The 14853-nt window shown below is 69.5% G+C and carries 9 protein-coding genes; 5 read left to right on the forward strand and 4 right to left on the reverse strand.

The annotated features are described in order from the left end of the window. Positions 1 to 100: 100 nt before the first annotated feature. Positions 101 to 3040: a TonB-dependent receptor gene (locus AB8810_RS23520; RefSeq protein ID WP_369915073.1), complete on the reverse strand. Its 2940-nt coding sequence runs from the start codon at positions 3038 to 3040 to the stop codon at positions 101 to 103. 495 nt (positions 3041 to 3535) lie between these two features. On the opposite strand from AB8810_RS23520, the gene AB8810_RS23525 reads away from it, so the two are divergent. The 5 genes from AB8810_RS23525 to AB8810_RS23545 all read left to right on the forward strand — a co-directional run bounded on the left by AB8810_RS23525 (position 3536) and on the right by AB8810_RS23545 (position 11502). Continuing rightward, a complete protein-coding gene (locus tag AB8810_RS23525; protein WP_369916712.1) occupies positions 3536 to 4843 on the forward strand; it encodes an MFS transporter in 1308 nt (435 codons plus the stop codon). A gap of 99 nt (positions 4844 to 4942) precedes the next feature. After that, positions 4943 to 5926 carry an endo-1,4-beta-xylanase gene (locus tag AB8810_RS23530; protein WP_206258697.1) on the forward strand — a complete coding sequence of 328 codons (984 nt, stop codon included), beginning with the start codon at positions 4943 to 4945 and terminating at the stop codon, positions 5924 to 5926. A 58-nt stretch (positions 5927 to 5984) separates the two neighbouring features. Further along, positions 5985 to 7403 (forward strand): glucuronate isomerase, encoded by a 1419-nt coding sequence (gene uxaC, locus AB8810_RS23535; RefSeq protein ID WP_369916713.1) that lies wholly within the window; start codon positions 5985 to 5987, stop codon positions 7401 to 7403. Positions 7404 to 7516: 113 nt separating this feature from the next. Then, positions 7517 to 10207: a beta-galactosidase GalB gene (gene galB / locus AB8810_RS23540; protein ID WP_369915074.1), complete on the forward strand. Its 2691-nt coding sequence runs from the start codon at positions 7517 to 7519 to the stop codon at positions 10205 to 10207. Between the two features lie 95 nt (positions 10208 to 10302). Beyond that, on the forward strand, positions 10303 to 11502 hold the full coding sequence (locus AB8810_RS23545; protein WP_369915075.1) for an endo-1,4-beta-xylanase: 1200 nt from the start codon (positions 10303 to 10305) through the stop codon (positions 11500 to 11502). Between the two features lie 48 nt (positions 11503 to 11550). On the opposite strand, the gene AB8810_RS23550 is transcribed toward AB8810_RS23545, so the two are convergent. From AB8810_RS23550 to AB8810_RS23560, 3 genes are all read right to left on the reverse strand, one after another. After that, positions 11551 to 12714, reverse strand: a complete 1164-nt coding sequence (locus tag AB8810_RS23550; RefSeq protein ID WP_369916714.1) for a serine hydrolase domain-containing protein — start codon at positions 12712 to 12714, stop codon at positions 11551 to 11553. Between the two features lie 256 nt (positions 12715 to 12970). Further along, positions 12971 to 14314, reverse strand: coding sequence for an XVIPCD domain-containing protein (locus AB8810_RS23555; RefSeq protein WP_369915076.1), 1344 nt, complete (start codon positions 14312 to 14314; stop codon positions 12971 to 12973). An 11-nt stretch (positions 14315 to 14325) separates the two neighbouring features. Beyond that, positions 14326 to 14799 carry a hypothetical protein gene (locus AB8810_RS23560; protein ID WP_369915077.1) on the reverse strand — a complete coding sequence of 158 codons (474 nt, stop codon included), beginning with the start codon at positions 14797 to 14799 and terminating at the stop codon, positions 14326 to 14328. Between the last annotated feature and the right edge of the window lie 54 nt (positions 14800 to 14853).

Raw genomic sequence — 14853 nt, forward strand, 5'->3', positions numbered from 1 at the left:
ACGGCGAAGGCGGAAGCAGGTGCAGCGGTTGCGGCGCGCCAGGCGGCAGGCCGCGCGCGCGATGCCTCGCCGCAGCGGGGCACCGCGCCCGGCGCCAGGCTCAGAACGAGCCGCGGATGCCGAGCATGATGGTGCGTCCGGGCTGGTACAGGTCGTAGGTGGCGTTCGGATACTGGAAGGTGGTGCGCAGCGGTTCGTTGGTGAGGTTGGTGACGTTGAGGGTGATCTGCGGCGCCGAGCGGACCCACGCCAGCGTGTAGCTGGCCGACAGGTCCAGCTGCCCGCGCGCATCGGCCATCAGCCGCGCATCGGGAATGCCGTTCTGGTTGGCGCCGGAGATGATCATGTCGTCGTTCCAGGCGTAGGACAGGCGCACCGAGGCGTTGTTCTTCTCCCAGTACACCGTGCCGTTCCACAGGTTCGGCGCCACGCCCACCGCCACCGCCTGGATGCCGTCGCCCTCGGACTCCTGCTTGACGTGGGTGTAGTTGAGGCTGAAGCCCAGGCCGTCGAGCAGGCGGTCCAGCGGCTGCACCCAGATCGCTTCCAGGCCGCGGATGTTGAGCGTGCCGTCGGCGTTGACCTGGGTCTGCACGTCCACGGTGGCCGCGTTCGGCCCGCCGCGCTGGTCGATCGCGGCCTGCTGGGTCGCGGTCAGGTCGCTGTAGGCCACGCCCAGGTCCTGGAACGGAATGCGGCGCACGCCGTTGACGGTGAAGCCGTCGATGCGCTTGTCGAACAGGGTCAGGCCGACGAAGCCTTCGCCGCCGGTGTACCACTCGCCGCCGATGTCCACGTTGGTGGACCGGTACGGCGCCAGGTTGGAATTGCCCTGGGTGGCGGTCTGCGCGGAGGGATCGCTGAAGTTGGTGTTGGGCAGCATCGCGCTGGGATCGGGCCGGGTCAGCGTGCGCGAGCCGGACAGGCGCAGCACCACGCTGTCGGCCACGTCCCAGGCCACGTTGAACGAAGGCAGCAGTTCGTTGTAGTCCGAGTTCAGCACCTGGTAGCGGCGCACCCCGCCGATGGTGACCGGGCCGCTGATGGTCTGGTCGGTGGTCACGTAGCGCACGCCGGCGTTGAAGCGCATCGACCGGTTCCACACGTCGGTCTCGCCGTTGGCCTCGACGTAGAAGCCCCAGTTCTTCTCCAGGATGCCGCCGGTGGAGGCGCCGGTATTGGCCGCGTTGGTCTCCGGCGCACTGTCGCTCAGGCCGTAGTAGCCGCTGTCGCGCAGGAAGCGGTCGAAGTCCACGGTGATGAAGCCGCCCTGGCCGGGCTTGAGGTAGGAGGCCAGCGCCGACTGCGGGATCAGCGAGCCGGCGCCGCCGGTGCAGGTGGCGGCGGCGCCGCGGCAGACCAGGGTCTCCCACGCGGCGCTGTTGTCGAAGCCGCGGATATGGCGCTCGGCCTGATCGTAGGCGACGCCGACCTTGACGTTGCGCTTGTCTTCGCCGAACTGCAGGTCGGCGCGCGCACCGCGGGTCTCGGTCTCGCGCTTCTCGTTGCTGATGTTGAGCCGGCCGCCGGTCCAGCTCCAGCCCAGGTTCGGATCGTTGAGGTCCAGCGGGCTGTCGATCGAGGGCTGGTCGCCACCGGTATTGCTGTAGTCCACCGTGGTGAACGGCGAGGTCACCAGGATGCTCGGCGACTGCCGGTACATCCAGCTGCGCGTGGCGTTGGCCTGCACGTTGAGCTTGATGTCCTGGTTCGCGCCGAACAGCAGTTCGGCGCCCGGATTGACGCTCCAGAACTTGACGTTCTCATGGTACGGGCGCGCTTCCAGGAAGTACTGGGCATTGGTGAAGGTGGCATCGGTGACGACGCCGTTGCCGTCCACCTGCATGTCCAACGGAATCATGTTCCCGTTGCGCCCGATCAGGTTCATGCTGGTGCGTTCGGTGTCGCGCTTGGCCTTGGAGAACAGCGTGTCCAGGTAGAAATGCGCGCTGTCGCTGGGCCGCCATTCCAGCGACATCACCGACGCGTCGCGGCTGCGGTCGCCCTGCATCTGCACGCGGCGGCCCAGGCGCGGGATCAGCGCGTCGCTGATCTGCTCGATGCTCAGGCCGGGGTTGTGCGCCAGCAGCCAGGCGGCGTCGATGCTCTGCCCGGGGGTGAGGCCGGCGCCGGCGGTGACCGGCACGGTATCGGGAATGCGCCAGTTGCCGCCGCCGTTGGCGTTGCACGCGGCCGGCTGGTTGGTCGATGGCGTGCCGGCCGGCGGGGTCAGCCCGCATTGCGCGTAGGTCAGGCCCGGATTGGTCCAGCCCACGCTCTCGAAGCCTTCCACGCCGAGCTTGCTGCGCACCGAGGCCACGCCGAACAGCGCGCCGAAGGTACCGGCCGCGTTGGTCCAGCTGCCCATCAGCGCGCCGCGCGGCGTGGTCTTTTCGCTGGTGCTGTTCCAGTCGCCTTGCAGCTGGTAGGTCAGATGCGTGCCGGGCCGATCGAACGGCCGCGCGCTGCGCATGTCGACCACGCCGGACACGCCGCCTTCGAGCATGCTCGCGGTCGGCGTCTTGCTCACCGTCAGCTGGGTGAAGAACTCGGTCGGGAACAGATTCAGATCCACTTCGCGGTTCTGGTTCTGCGCATTGAGGCCGATCGAGGCGGTGGCGATGCTGGCGCCGTTGAGCGTGGTCTTGGTGAAGCTGGTGCCCAGGCCGCGGATGGCGATATTCAGGCCTTCGCCATTGACGTCGCGCGAGAGCTGCACGCCCGGAATGCGGTTGAGCGACTCGGCGATGTTCATGTCCGGGAACTTGCCGATGTCCTCGGCGAACACGGTATCGCTGAAGGTCACCGAATCGCGCTTGGCGTCGGTGGAGAACTGGATGCTGCGGCGGTAGCCGGAGACGGTGACCGTATCCAGTTGCTTCACCGCATCGTCGCCGGCCGGTGCGGGCGATGGCGCCGCCTGCGCCGCAGGCGCCTGTGTGGGTGACGCGGTCTGCGCCCAGGCGCTGCCGGCGGCCATGCCGAGCAATGCGGTGGCCAGTGCATGAGACAACGTGGTGCGCGCGTAACTGTTCTTCACCGTGATCCTCCCCAAAAAACAGGCGACCTGCGGCTCCGTGAAGGTGACGCGGAGCGACCAGCCGACGAATTGCCCGAGCGACGGAAAAACGTGCAGCGACTTCAAGGCCCGTGGCTGGGCCGTGGCCGCGGATGTTAGCGCTACCAAGATGGCTGTCACGCTGCAGGGCAACATAAGCCCGCCGTGCACCGATACATTCCGGAAAACGTGCGCATGGGTACGGCGGATGCGCGTCGCATCTCGGTGTCGGCATCGCGTCTCGTGCTGCTGTGCACGATGGATCGCCTGCGGCGGCGTGCTAATGATAGCGCTACCAAACGGCGGCGACCGCCGCGCCCTGTGGGGATCGAAGCGTATGCACCGAACTGGGAACAGCGCAGATTGCGTGCTGCATCGCAATATCCGACAGCTGCACGGAAGCGGCGCCGCATGTCGCTGCCGACCTTCGCGACGCAGTGCGCGCATCCAGGCCGCCATGCCGGTGCCGCGGACATGATGCCCTCGCCCGGCGCCGATGCGACCGACACCACCGATACCGCCGCCGGCTCGCGTCTGGGGCGCATGCGCTGGCGCATCTGCGCGCTGCTGCTCGCCGCCACCACCATCAACTACATCGACCGCCAGGTGCTCGGCGTGCTGGCGCCGTTCCTGCAGGTGCAGATCGGCTGGAACGAGATCGAATACGGCTACATCGTCACCGCGTTCCAGGCCGCCTACGCGCTGGGCCTGCTGTGCAGCGGCGCGGTGATCGACCGCTTCGGCACGCGCGCCGGCTACGCGCTGGCGATCGGCATCTGGAGCCTGGCGGCGATGAGCCATGCGCTGGCCACCAGCGTCGTCGGCTTCGCGATCGCGCGCTTCTTCCTGGGCCTGGGCGAATCGGGCAACTTTCCGGCGGCGATCAAGACCGTGGCCGAATGGTTTCCACGGCGCGAGCGCGCGCTGGCCACCGGCATCTTCAATTCCGGCTCCAACATCGGCGCCATCGTCGCCCCCCTGCTGGTGCCGGTGATCGCCAGCACCTGGGGCTGGCAGTCGGCGTTCCTGTTCACCGGCGCGCTCAGCGCCACCTGGCTGGCGGTGTGGTGGCTGAACTATCGCGCGCCGGAGCAGCAGCCGCGCCTGAGCGCGGCGGAACTGGCGCATATCCGCAGCGATCCGCCCGAACCCGTGCAACGGCTGAGCTGGGCGCAGGTGCTGCGCCACCGCCAGGCCTGGGCGTTCGTGGTGGCGAAGTTCGTCACTGATCCGATCTGGTGGTTCTTCCTGTTCTGGCTGCCCAAGTTCCTGCATGCCGAGTACGGGCTGAGCCTGCTGCAGCTCGGCGCGCCGCTGATCGTGATCTTCGTGCTCGCCGACGTCGGCAGCATCACCGGCGGCTGGATCGCCGGGCGCTTCATCGCCCGCGGCTGGAGCGTCAACCGCGCGCGCAAGACCGCGATGCTGATCTGCGCGCTGGCGGTGGTGCCGATCGTGTTCGCCGCGCGCGCCGACAACCTGTGGCTGGCGGTGGGGCTGATCGGCCTGGCCACCGCCGCGCACCAGGGCTGGTCGGCGAACCTGTTCACCCTGCCCTCGGACATGTTCCCGCGCCACGCGGTGGCCACCGTGGTCGGCATCGGCGGCTTCGCCGGCGCGGTCGGCGGCATGCTGATCGCCACCTTCATCGGCTTCCTGCTCGAGGCCACCGGCAGTTACGTGCCGGTGTTCCTGATGGCCGGCTCGGCCTACCTGCTGGCGCTGGCGCTGGTGCAGTGGCTGGCGCCGCGCCTGCAGCCGGCGCAGTTGCAAGACCATGCCTGACCGGGCTTGCCTGGTGCATGCCGGGAGGCGCGGACGTGCGGGCGTGCCCGCGTCCATCCCGACAGCGTTCCACCCCTGCTCCCCACCCATCGAGACGCCATGATGAAAACGATCGCTTCGCTTTTGTTGTCGCTGTTGCTGGCCGTTTCCGCCGCGGCCGGCGCCGCGCCGCTGGCCGCCGGCAAGCAGCGCTTCCTGGGCAGTGCCTACAGCCCATCGCAGGCGCAGGACTTCACCCGGTACTGGAACAAGGTCACGCCCGAGAACGCCGGCAAATGGGGCAGCGTGGAAGCGGTGCGCGGACGCATGGACTGGAGCGCGCTCGATGACGCCTACAACCTGGCCAAGCGCAACAACATGCCGTTCCAGATGCACGTGCTGATCTGGGGCAGCCAACAGCCGCTGTGGATGCGGACGCTGCCGCCGACGGAGCAGCGCGCCGCGATCGAGCAGTGGTTCGCCGCGGTGGCGCAGCGCTATCCGGACATCGACCTGCTGGAGGTGGCCAACGAAACCCTGCCGGGCCACAATCAGCCCGACGACAGGAAAGACGACAGCGGCAACTACCTGCAGGCGCTGGGCGGCGCCGGCAGCACCGGCTGGGACTGGGTGCTGCAGTCGTTCCGTCTGGCGCGGCGCCATTTCCCCCATGCCAAGCTGATGATCAACGACTACGGCATCACCAACAGTGCCGACGCCACGCGCCAGTATCTGCAGGTCATCCAGCTGCTGCAGCGCGAGCGCCTGATCGATGCGATCGGCCTGCAGCAACATGCCTTCGAGACGCGGGCGGACGTGCCGATCTCGGTCCACCGCGCCAACCTCGACACGCTGGCGGCGACCGGCCTGCCGATCTACGTCACTGAACTCGACCTGGACGGGCCCACCGATGCGCAGCAACTGGCCGACTACCAGCGCGTGTTCCCGCTGTTCTGGGAGCACCCGAGCGTGCGCGGCGTGACCCTGTGGGGCTTCCGCCGCGGCCTGTGGCGCGACAAGGAAGGCGCGTACCTGATCCGCGACGACGGCAGCGAGCGCCCGGCGCTGGCGTGGCTGCGCGGCTACGTGGCGAGCAAGCCGTAGCGCCAAGCGCGCTGCTTCCGACCATCATCCCTCCACGACCCGCCTGCCGACCATGACCCTGTCCTCCCCCGCCCTGTCCCTGCATCCCGACCGTCTGCTGCCGCCGGAGCCGGGCATGCGCGCGATCGCGCGCCGCCTGTACGCGCAGGTCGCCGCGCTGCCGATCGTCAGCCCGCACGGGCACACCGATCCGGCCTGGTTCGCCGAGGATGCGCCGTTCGCCAACGCCACCGAACTGCTGCTGGTGCCCGACCACTATGTGTTCCGCATGCTCTACAGCCAGGGCGTGGACCTGGACGCGCTGGGCATCCCGCGCGCCGACGGCAGCCGCGCCGCGGTGGATCCGCGCGCGGCCTGGCGCGTGTTCGCCGAGCGCTTCCAGCTGCTGCGCGGCACGCCCTCGGCGCTATGGTTGAACCATGTCTTCCACGAGGTGTTCGGCCTGCGCGTGCGCCTGGACGCGGCCAGCGCCGACCTGTACTACGACCGCATCGGCGAGGCGTTGCAGACCCCGGCGTTCCGGCCGCGCGCGCTGTTCGACCGCTTCGGCATCGAGGTGATCGCCACCACCGAATCGCCGCTGGATCCGCTGCAGCACCACGCCACGATCCGCGCCAGCGGCTGGGGCGGACGGGTGATCACCGCCTACCGCCCCGACGCGGTGATCGATCCGGAACACGAGCAGTTCCCCGATGCGTTGCACCGTTTCGGCGAGCTGACCGGCGAGGACGTGTACGCCTGGGACGGCTACCTGCGCGCGCACCGCCAGCGCCGTGCGTTCTTCGCACAGATGGGCGCCACCTCCACCGACCATGGCCACCCCAGCGCGGCCACCGCCGACCTGCCCGCGGCCGAGGCCGCGCGGCTGTTCGCGCGGGTGCGCGGCGGCGGTGCCAGCGCCGCGGACGCGGAACTGTTCCGCGCGCAGATGCTGACCGAGATGGCGGCGATGAGCGTGGACGACGGCCTGGTGATGCAGCTGCATCCGGGCTGCTTCCGCAACCACAACCGCAGCCTGTTCGCGCGCTACGGCCGCGACAAGGGCGCCGACCTGCCGCTGCGCACCGACTACGTGCATGCGCTCAAGCCGCTGCTGGACCGCTTCGGCAATACGCCGGGCTTCACCCTGATCCTGTTCACCCTGGACGAGAGCACCTACGCGCGCGAACTGGCGCCGCTGGCCGGGCACTATCCGGCGCTGCTGCTCGGCCCGGCGTGGTGGTTCCACGATGCGCCAGAAGGCATGTGGCGCTTTCGCGAGCAGACCCTGGCCAGCGCCGGTTTCTACAACACGGTCGGCTTCAACGACGACACCCGCGCGTTCCTGTCGATCCCGGCGCGGCACGATGTCGCCCGCCGCGTCGATTGCGCATTCCTGGCCAAACTTGTGGCCGAGCATCGCCTCGACGAGGACGAAGCGGCCGAGGTCGCGCTGGACCTGGCGTATCGGTTGCCGAAGCGGGCCTACAGGCTGTGACAGCGGGTGCCGCCTGCGTCGGCGCCGCGTCGGCGCGCGAACGTGCGCACACCGTCGTGGCGACGCCCAGGCGCGCGCCGCAACGCGCGCTCGCACCGTTGCTGGTACTGGCCATGCTTGCCGCCGGCCGCGTCGACGCGGCGCCGGCGCCGCAGTCGCCGCCCCCGCGCGAGCGGCTGTCGCTCGATGCCGATTGGCGTTTCCATCGCGGCGACGCGCCCGGCGTCGGCGACACGCTGGACTACGACGTGCGCCCGGACATCGCGCGCAGCGCCGACGGCAAGGTCGCCGATGCCCGCCCCGACGCCGCCGAGCGTGTCGCGCCGCGCACGCGGCCAGTGCTCAAGCCGTGGATCCTGCCCACCGGCAACGCCTTCATCGCCGACCCGGCGCAGCGCCACCCGCGCCCGCCCGGCGACCCGGGCAGCGACGTGGCCTTCGTGCGCGCCGACTTCGACGACAGCGCGTGGACGCGCGTGGACCTGCCGCACGACTGGGCGATCGCCGGGCCGTTCCTGAAGGACGGGCCGTACGGCGGCATGGGCCGTCTGCCGAGCTGGGGCGTGGGCTGGTACCGCAAGCGCCTGGACATTCCCGCCAGCGACCGCGGCCGCGCGGTGTTCCTCGACATCGATGGCGCGATGTCCTACGCCACGGTCTGGCTCAACGGCCACCTGGTCGGCGGCTGGCCGTACGGCTACAGCTCCTGGCGCGTGGACCTGACCCCGTACCTGGTGCCCGGCGGCAGCAACCAGCTGGCGATCCGCCTGGACAACCCGCCCGAATCGGCGCGCTGGTATCCCGGCGGCGGCCTGTACCGCAGCGTGTGGCTGAGCAAGACCGCGCCGGTGCATGTCGGCCAATGGGGCACCCAGATCAGCACGCCGCAGGTATCGGCGCAGGCGGCGACGGTGCGCGTGGCGGTGACGCTGGACAACAGCAGCGACGCGGAAGCACAGGTACAAACCAGCACCGCGATCTATGCGCTCGATGCCGAGGGCCGGCGGCAAGGCGCGGCGGCGGCGCGGATCGCCGCGGCCAGCACCCGCATCGCCGCGCGTGCCAGCGCCACGCTCGGCGGCAGCGCGCGCATCGTCAAGCCGCAGTTGTGGGGCCCGCCACCGACGCAGCGACCGCACCGCTACGTCGCGATCACCGAGGTGACGCAGGACGGCCGCGTGGTCGATCGCTACGAAACCCCGTTCGGTGTGCGCAAGCTGCGCTGGGATCCGGACCGCGGCCTGCTGGTCAACGGCGAACACGTGCCGATCCGCGGCGTCAACAATCACCACGACCTCGGCGCGCTCGGCGCCGCGTTCAATCTGCGCGCCGCCGAGCGCCAGCTGCAATTGCTGCAGGGGATGGGCGCCAACGCGATCCGCATGAGCCACAACCCGCCGGCACCGGAACTGCTGGAACTGACCGACCGCATGGGCCTGCTGGTCGTCGACGAACTGTTCGACAGCTGGGAAATGAAGAAGACCCCGCTGGATTTCCACCTGGTGTTTCGCGATTGGCACGAACCGGACCTGCGCGCGCTGCTGCGCCGCGACCGCAATCATCCGTCGGTGATCCTGTGGAGCGTGGGCAACGAAGTCGGCGAGCAATACACCGGCGAGGCCGGCGCGGCGATCGCGCAGCGCCTGCAGGCCATCGTGCACGAAGAAGATCCCACCCGCTTGGCCACCGCGGCGATGAACTACGCCGCGCCGGACATGCCGCTGCCCGCGGCGCTGGACGTGATCGGCCTCAACTACCAGGGCGAAGGCATCCGCGACACACCGGAGTTCGCGGGCACCGAGCGCATCCGCAAGCCGCCGCAATATCCCCTGTTCCATGCGCGCTTCCCACACAGACCGATCTTCAGCAGCGAGACTGCCTCGGCGCTGAGCAGCCGTGGCGTGTACCTGTTCCCGGTCACCGCTGAGAGCAGCGCGCCGGTACGCGACGGCCGCGGTGGCGATGCGGTGGCGCACCAGGTCAGCGCCTACGAACTGCACGCGGTGGATTTCGGCGCCAGTGCCGACAAGGTGTTCGCTTCGCTCGACACGCACCCGTTCGTCGCCGGCGAGTTCGTCTGGACCGGCTTCGACTACCTCGGCGAACCGACCCCGTACTACTCCTCGCGCAGTTCCTACTCCGGCATCTTCGACCTGGCCGGCTTTCCCAAGGACCGCTACTGGCTGTACCAGGCGCGCTGGCGCCCCGAGCTGCCGATCGCGCACCTGCTGCCGCACTGGACCTGGCCGGGCCGCGAGGGCCAGGTCACGCCAGTGCACGTGTTCACCTCCGGCGACGAGGCCGAACTGTTCGTCAACGGCGTCTCGCAAGGTCGCAAGAAGAAGGCGCCGCTGCAGTACCGGCTGCGCTGGGACGAGGTGGTCTACGCGCCGGGCGAACTGCGCGTGCAGGCCTACAAGGACGGCAAGCCGTGGGCCAGCGAGCGCGTGCGTACCGCCGGCCCGGCCGCGCGGCTGCAGGTCACGCCCGACCGCACCACGCTCCGCAACGACGGCCGCGACCTGGCCTTCGTGACCGTGCGCCTGCTCGACCGCGACGGGAATCCCGCGCCCACGGCCGGCGACCGGCTGCGCTTCCGCGTCGAGGGCCCGGGCGAACTCGTCGCCACCGACAACGGCGATCCCACCGACCTGGAGTCGTTCGCCGCGCCCGCACGCAATGCGTTCAACGGCCTGGCGCTGGCGATCGTGCGCGCGCTGCCGGGCAAGAGCGGCATCATTACGTTGCACGTCGAATCGGACACGTTGCAGGCCGCGCACACGCAACTGCGGGTGCAGCCATGAACGAAGCGCCCGTCGTCACGCATGCGCCGCCTGCACGTCGCTGCACGCGCACCACGCCTCCGCGTGCCCCCCACGCTCGAACAAGGACCGCCGCCATGCCTGCATTGCGCAAGACACGCGTCGCGACCCTGCTGTTGGCCTGCCTGCTCGGCACGGCGGCAGCGGGCGCCGCCGACCCACCTGCCGCCGCGTCGCGCACGCCGAACGCAGCGGCGGACGGCCGCGGCCTCAAGGACGCCTATGCCGGCGCGTTCCTGATCGGCACTGCGGTCAACGCCGACATCGTCTCCGGCAAGGACGCCGCCTCCGCCGCACTGGTGCCGCGGCAGTTCAACGCGATCACCGCCGAGAACGCGATGAAGGCCGAAGTGGTCAATCCGCGCCCAGGCGTCTTCGATTTCGCCGCCGCCGATGCCTTCGTCGACTACGGCCGCCGCCACGGCATGTTCGTGGTCGGCCACACCCTGGTCTGGCACAACCAGACCCCGGACTGGTTCTTCGTCGACGCGCAGGGCAGACCCAACGGCCGCGACGCGCAGATCGAACGCATGCGCGCGCACATCCAGGCGGTGGCCGGGCGCTACGTCGGCAAGGTACAGGCCTGGGACGTGGTCAACGAGGTGATCGACGAGGACGGCAGCTACCGCAACACCAAGTGGGTGGAGCGCGTCGGCGACGGCGACGAACTGGTGCGGCAGGCGTTCCGCTTCGCCGCGCAGTACGCGCCGGATGCGCAGCTGTACTACAACGACTTCAACGCATGGCGCCCGGAAAAGCGCGACGGCATCGTGCGCATGGTGAAGATGCTGCAGCGCGCCGGCATCCGCATCGACGGCGTCGGCATGCAGGGCCACTGGGGCCTGGACTACCCCAGCCAGCACGACATCGAAGCGGCGATCGACGCCTACGCCGCGCTCGGGGTCAAGGTGATGATCACCGAACTGGATGTGGACGTGCTGCCGCTGACCAAGGAAGGCCAGGTGATCGGCACCGGGATGGCGCACAAGCAGTTCCAGCTGCCGGAGTTCAAGCGCTACCTCGATCCGTACCGCGACGGCCTGCCGGCGGACGTGCAGGCGCAGCTGCGCGATCGCTACGCCGAATTGTTCCAGCTGTTCTGGCGCAAGCGCGACAAGCTGGCGCGGGTCAGCGTGTGGGGCGTGGACGACGGCATGTCGTGGAAGAACGACTACCCGGTGCCGGGGCGCCGCAACTATCCGTTGCTGTTCGACCGCGAACGCAAGCCCAAGCCTGCGTTCGACGCGGTGCTGGCGGTGCCGGCGCAGGCGCAGTAGCGCGCGCCCAACAGCGCGCGGCTGCGATCGGCGATCGACGGACGCCGTTCAACGGACGAACTGCATGTCGCCGTACTCCCACGTCCACGGCGCACCGGTCTTTCCCATGGCGAAGTCGATCAGGGCCGGGAACGCGCGCTCGGCGCGCACGTCGTTCGACAGGATGACCACGCAGCGCTGGTAGCGCCTGGCGCAGACCAGCAGATTGCCGGTGCTGTCGTTGTGCCCGCCTTTCAGGAACGCGGCGCCTTGCGCTCCGCGGAACGCCACTACGCCCAGGCCCGCGGCGAGGTCGGCGCGCCGGCGCTCGGGCGGGAGTTCGTCCTGCAGCGTCGGGAACTGCGACGCGGTGCTGATCGCCAGCTGCGGCGCGGTCAGCATCGACGCGCCCCGCGGCGAAAGCCCCTTGCCCGCGAGATAGCCTGCCGCGAACTTGGCCATGTCGGCGATCGTCGTGTCCATCGAGCCTGCCGCGCGCACCGTGCCGCGTTCATCGTGCGGCTCCACGCTGCCGTCCGCGGTCCATCCATCGGCCAGGTTGGCGGCGAAGTCCGGCCGCCAGGTCATGCTGGTGCGCTGCATGCCGAAGCGGTCGAACACGCGGCGCTGCATTTCCTGACCCACGTCCAGACCCAGGCCGCGTTCAAGCACGAACTGCAGCAGGATCAGGCCTTCGCCGGAATAGGCGTAGCGGCTGCCGGGAGCGAAGTGGATGCGCAGCTTGCCGTCGGGCTCCACGAACGCGAAGTTGGCGAAGCCGGCGCTGTGGGTCAGCAGCATGCGCGCGGTCAACATGCGCCAGCGGGGATCGCCGGCGAGGTCCGCCCAGGGTCCGTATTTCGGGTCGGCCGGATAGTCGGGGAGCGGTTTGTCCAGGTAGTCGGCGATCGGGCGATCCAGGTCCAGCACGCCCTGCTCGGCCAGTTGCATCACCATGTAGGCGAACGCCATCTTGGTCAGCGATGCGCCATACATCACCGTGTCGGGCTGCAAGGGATCGCCAGCGGCGTTGCGCTTGCCATAGGCGCGCACGTGCACGACCCGCCCCTGGTCGATCACCGCCAGCGCGAGGCCGTTGGCATGCGTGGCGGCCAGCGCACGCGCCACTTGCGCATCCAGCGCGCTGGCGTTGGGCAACCGTGTCGGATGTGGCTCTGTTGCCAACGCAAGCAAGGGCCACACGGCCAGCAGTGCGGCAGCATATCGGCACAAACGCATGACCTCTTCCTCCCTAGTTCGTCATGGCTGCACGATAGGGCGGCAGGCGTCGCGCGGCAGCGCCATTAAGTCAGGGTGACTAGCGGGCTATGCGTACAACCCGCGGTGCAGGCGGCCGACGCCTTCTGGCCATGACCGCGAGGGAAAGCGACCGTCCGGCGACACGGTGCCGTTGTCGTCGCGGATGAGGCGAACGCAGGGGCCGCGCGGCAAGAGATGGCGCGGCTCCGACGTGCAATACGGCTGCGGCTCAGCGCGTCAGGACCGGCGGCGACGTGGCCTGGGTCTGTGCCTGCGCCTGCGTGGCCTGTTCCTGCGCCTGCACCGTGCGCTGGGTCTGCGCCTGCTGCGCGGTCTGCTCCTGCAACTGCTGATAGGTCTCCTGCGCCGGCCGCGCGATCGCCTCACTGGTCGTCATGTGCGCGCGGTTGGCGTAGGGATCGGGCGACGCCGTGGCGCCGTCGCGGTACACGAACGCCAGCTCGCCGCCCTGGTGCGTCCCGGTGGGCCGGTTGAAGCCCACCGACAGCTGGTCGCGCTCGCTGAAACCGCTCTGTCTGGCCAGCAGGGTCAGGCTGGCGGTCATGCGTTCGCTGTTGTCGTCCCAGCCCTTGCCCAGCGCCTGCTCGGCCTGGGCCACACCGCTGCGCACCTTGTCATGCAGCGCGCGGTCCGCGCCGGTCGGCTCGGCCGCAGGTGCGCCGGCACGCGGCGCCGGCGGCGTCGCGCCGGTATCGCGGAAACCGTTCGGGATCCACGCCGCCGGCACCTTGGCTTGGTCGATGCCCAACGCCTTCAGGTCGGCGCGCACTTCCGGCGGCGCACGCTTGGGATCGCGCAACTGCGCGGCATCCTCGGCCTCGGCGACCATGCCCAGGTCGCGCGCGCCGTAGTTCTGCGGATAGCCGCGCGCGTCGTAGAACAGCTTGCCCATCGCCTCGACGTTCTTCGGCGCGTTCGCGTCGATCTTCAGGTCGTTGCCGAAGGTCAGCCCGTCCTTGGCCTTGTAGGTCGCCTTGGCACCCTCGCCATCCTTGTCGATGTAGTTGGCCATCTCCGTGCTGGCGTTGTACAGGTCCTTCAGCGTCGCCTTGGGATTGCTGTGCTTGACGTAGTCGGCCAGCGTGTTGATTCCGGCGATCTCGTCCTTGGACTCGCGCGTGCGCTCCTCGGCGCCGTGCGCCTTCAGTGCCGCGGTGTAGTCGTGCGGCGAAGGCGACCTGGCGATTTCGTCGATCTTGTCCTTGAACGCGGCATCGGACTTGTCGATCGCCGCCTTGTTGATCGCATGGCCGATCTCGTGGCCGAGGATGATCCGCGCGGTATTGGCCGAATCGTCGCGCGGCGCATCCATCTTGGCGGTACGCAGCACGTCCATCGGCAACAGGATCTCGCCGGTACTCGGCCGGTACGCGCCGCCGCCGTCGCGCGGATGCGGCCCGAACCCGGACAGCTGCTTCTGCTCGATCGCCTGCTCCACCCGCGCCTTCAGCTCGGGCGTGTTGTCCAGCATCTTGCGCAGCGCCTGGCCTTCCTTGGCGTGCGCCGCCTCGAACGTGTCCACCATCTTCTTCAGGTCATCGTCGGTCGCCATCACCCATCTCCTTATGCGGTGGCCAGGATCTGCAGCAGCGACACGCAGGCCTGCGCATCATCCGCGCCGGCAGCGTCGCCGACGAACGCGTACACCACCACGGCGCCGCGTTCGAAATGCCAGCGGCCGGGGCTGCCCAGGCGCGGCGGCGCGATCCACTGCGCAGCGAAGCCGGCCTCGGTCAACGCCTGCTTGTACGCGCCGAGCGGCTGCGTGCAGTGCGCCGGCGCGGCGGATTCCGGTGCGAACGCGAAGTCCAGCCGCGACGGCAGCTCTCCGTCGGCATCGGCGACCGATTCCAGCGCATAGCGCCCGCCGCCGGCGACCGGGCCGGACGCGCTGAACGCCTGCGCGGTGTCGCCGGCCTCCACCTGCAAGCCCGCATGCGTGGCGACCTGCGCCGGGGTCAAGTCCTGCTTGCCGCCGATCGCCAGGATCAGCCGCACTACGCCTTGTGCCAGTTGCTCTGGCGTCATCTCCGACATGGCCCGCTCCTTTGTAGTGGGAATCGATGAAGGTGGGGGTTGCGCACCGGCGCA

The sequence above is a fragment of the Xanthomonas sp. NCPPB 3005 genome (assembly GCF_041228095.2).
Taxonomy (GTDB): domain Bacteria; phylum Pseudomonadota; class Gammaproteobacteria; order Xanthomonadales; family Xanthomonadaceae; genus Xanthomonas_A; species Xanthomonas_A bonasiae.

Bases quoted from the DNA above. Each gene is read 5' to 3' on its own strand.
- AB8810_RS23555 (WP_369915076.1), bottom strand. From the start codon at position 14,314: ATGGCGACCGACGATGACCTGAAGAAGATGGTGGACACGTTCGAGGCG.
- galB (WP_369915074.1), top strand. From the start codon at position 7,517: ATGCTTGCCGCCGGCCGCGTCGACGCGGCGCCGGCGCCGCAGTCGCCG.
- AB8810_RS23525 (WP_369916712.1), top strand. From the start codon at position 3,536: ATGCCCTCGCCCGGCGCCGATGCGACCGACACCACCGATACCGCCGCC.
- AB8810_RS23545 (WP_369915075.1), top strand. From the start codon at position 10,303: ATGCCTGCATTGCGCAAGACACGCGTCGCGACCCTGCTGTTGGCCTGC.
- AB8810_RS23560 (WP_369915077.1), bottom strand. From the start codon at position 14,799: ATGTCGGAGATGACGCCAGAGCAACTGGCACAAGGCGTAGTGCGGCTG.
- AB8810_RS23530 (WP_206258697.1), top strand. From the start codon at position 4,943: ATGATGAAAACGATCGCTTCGCTTTTGTTGTCGCTGTTGCTGGCCGTT.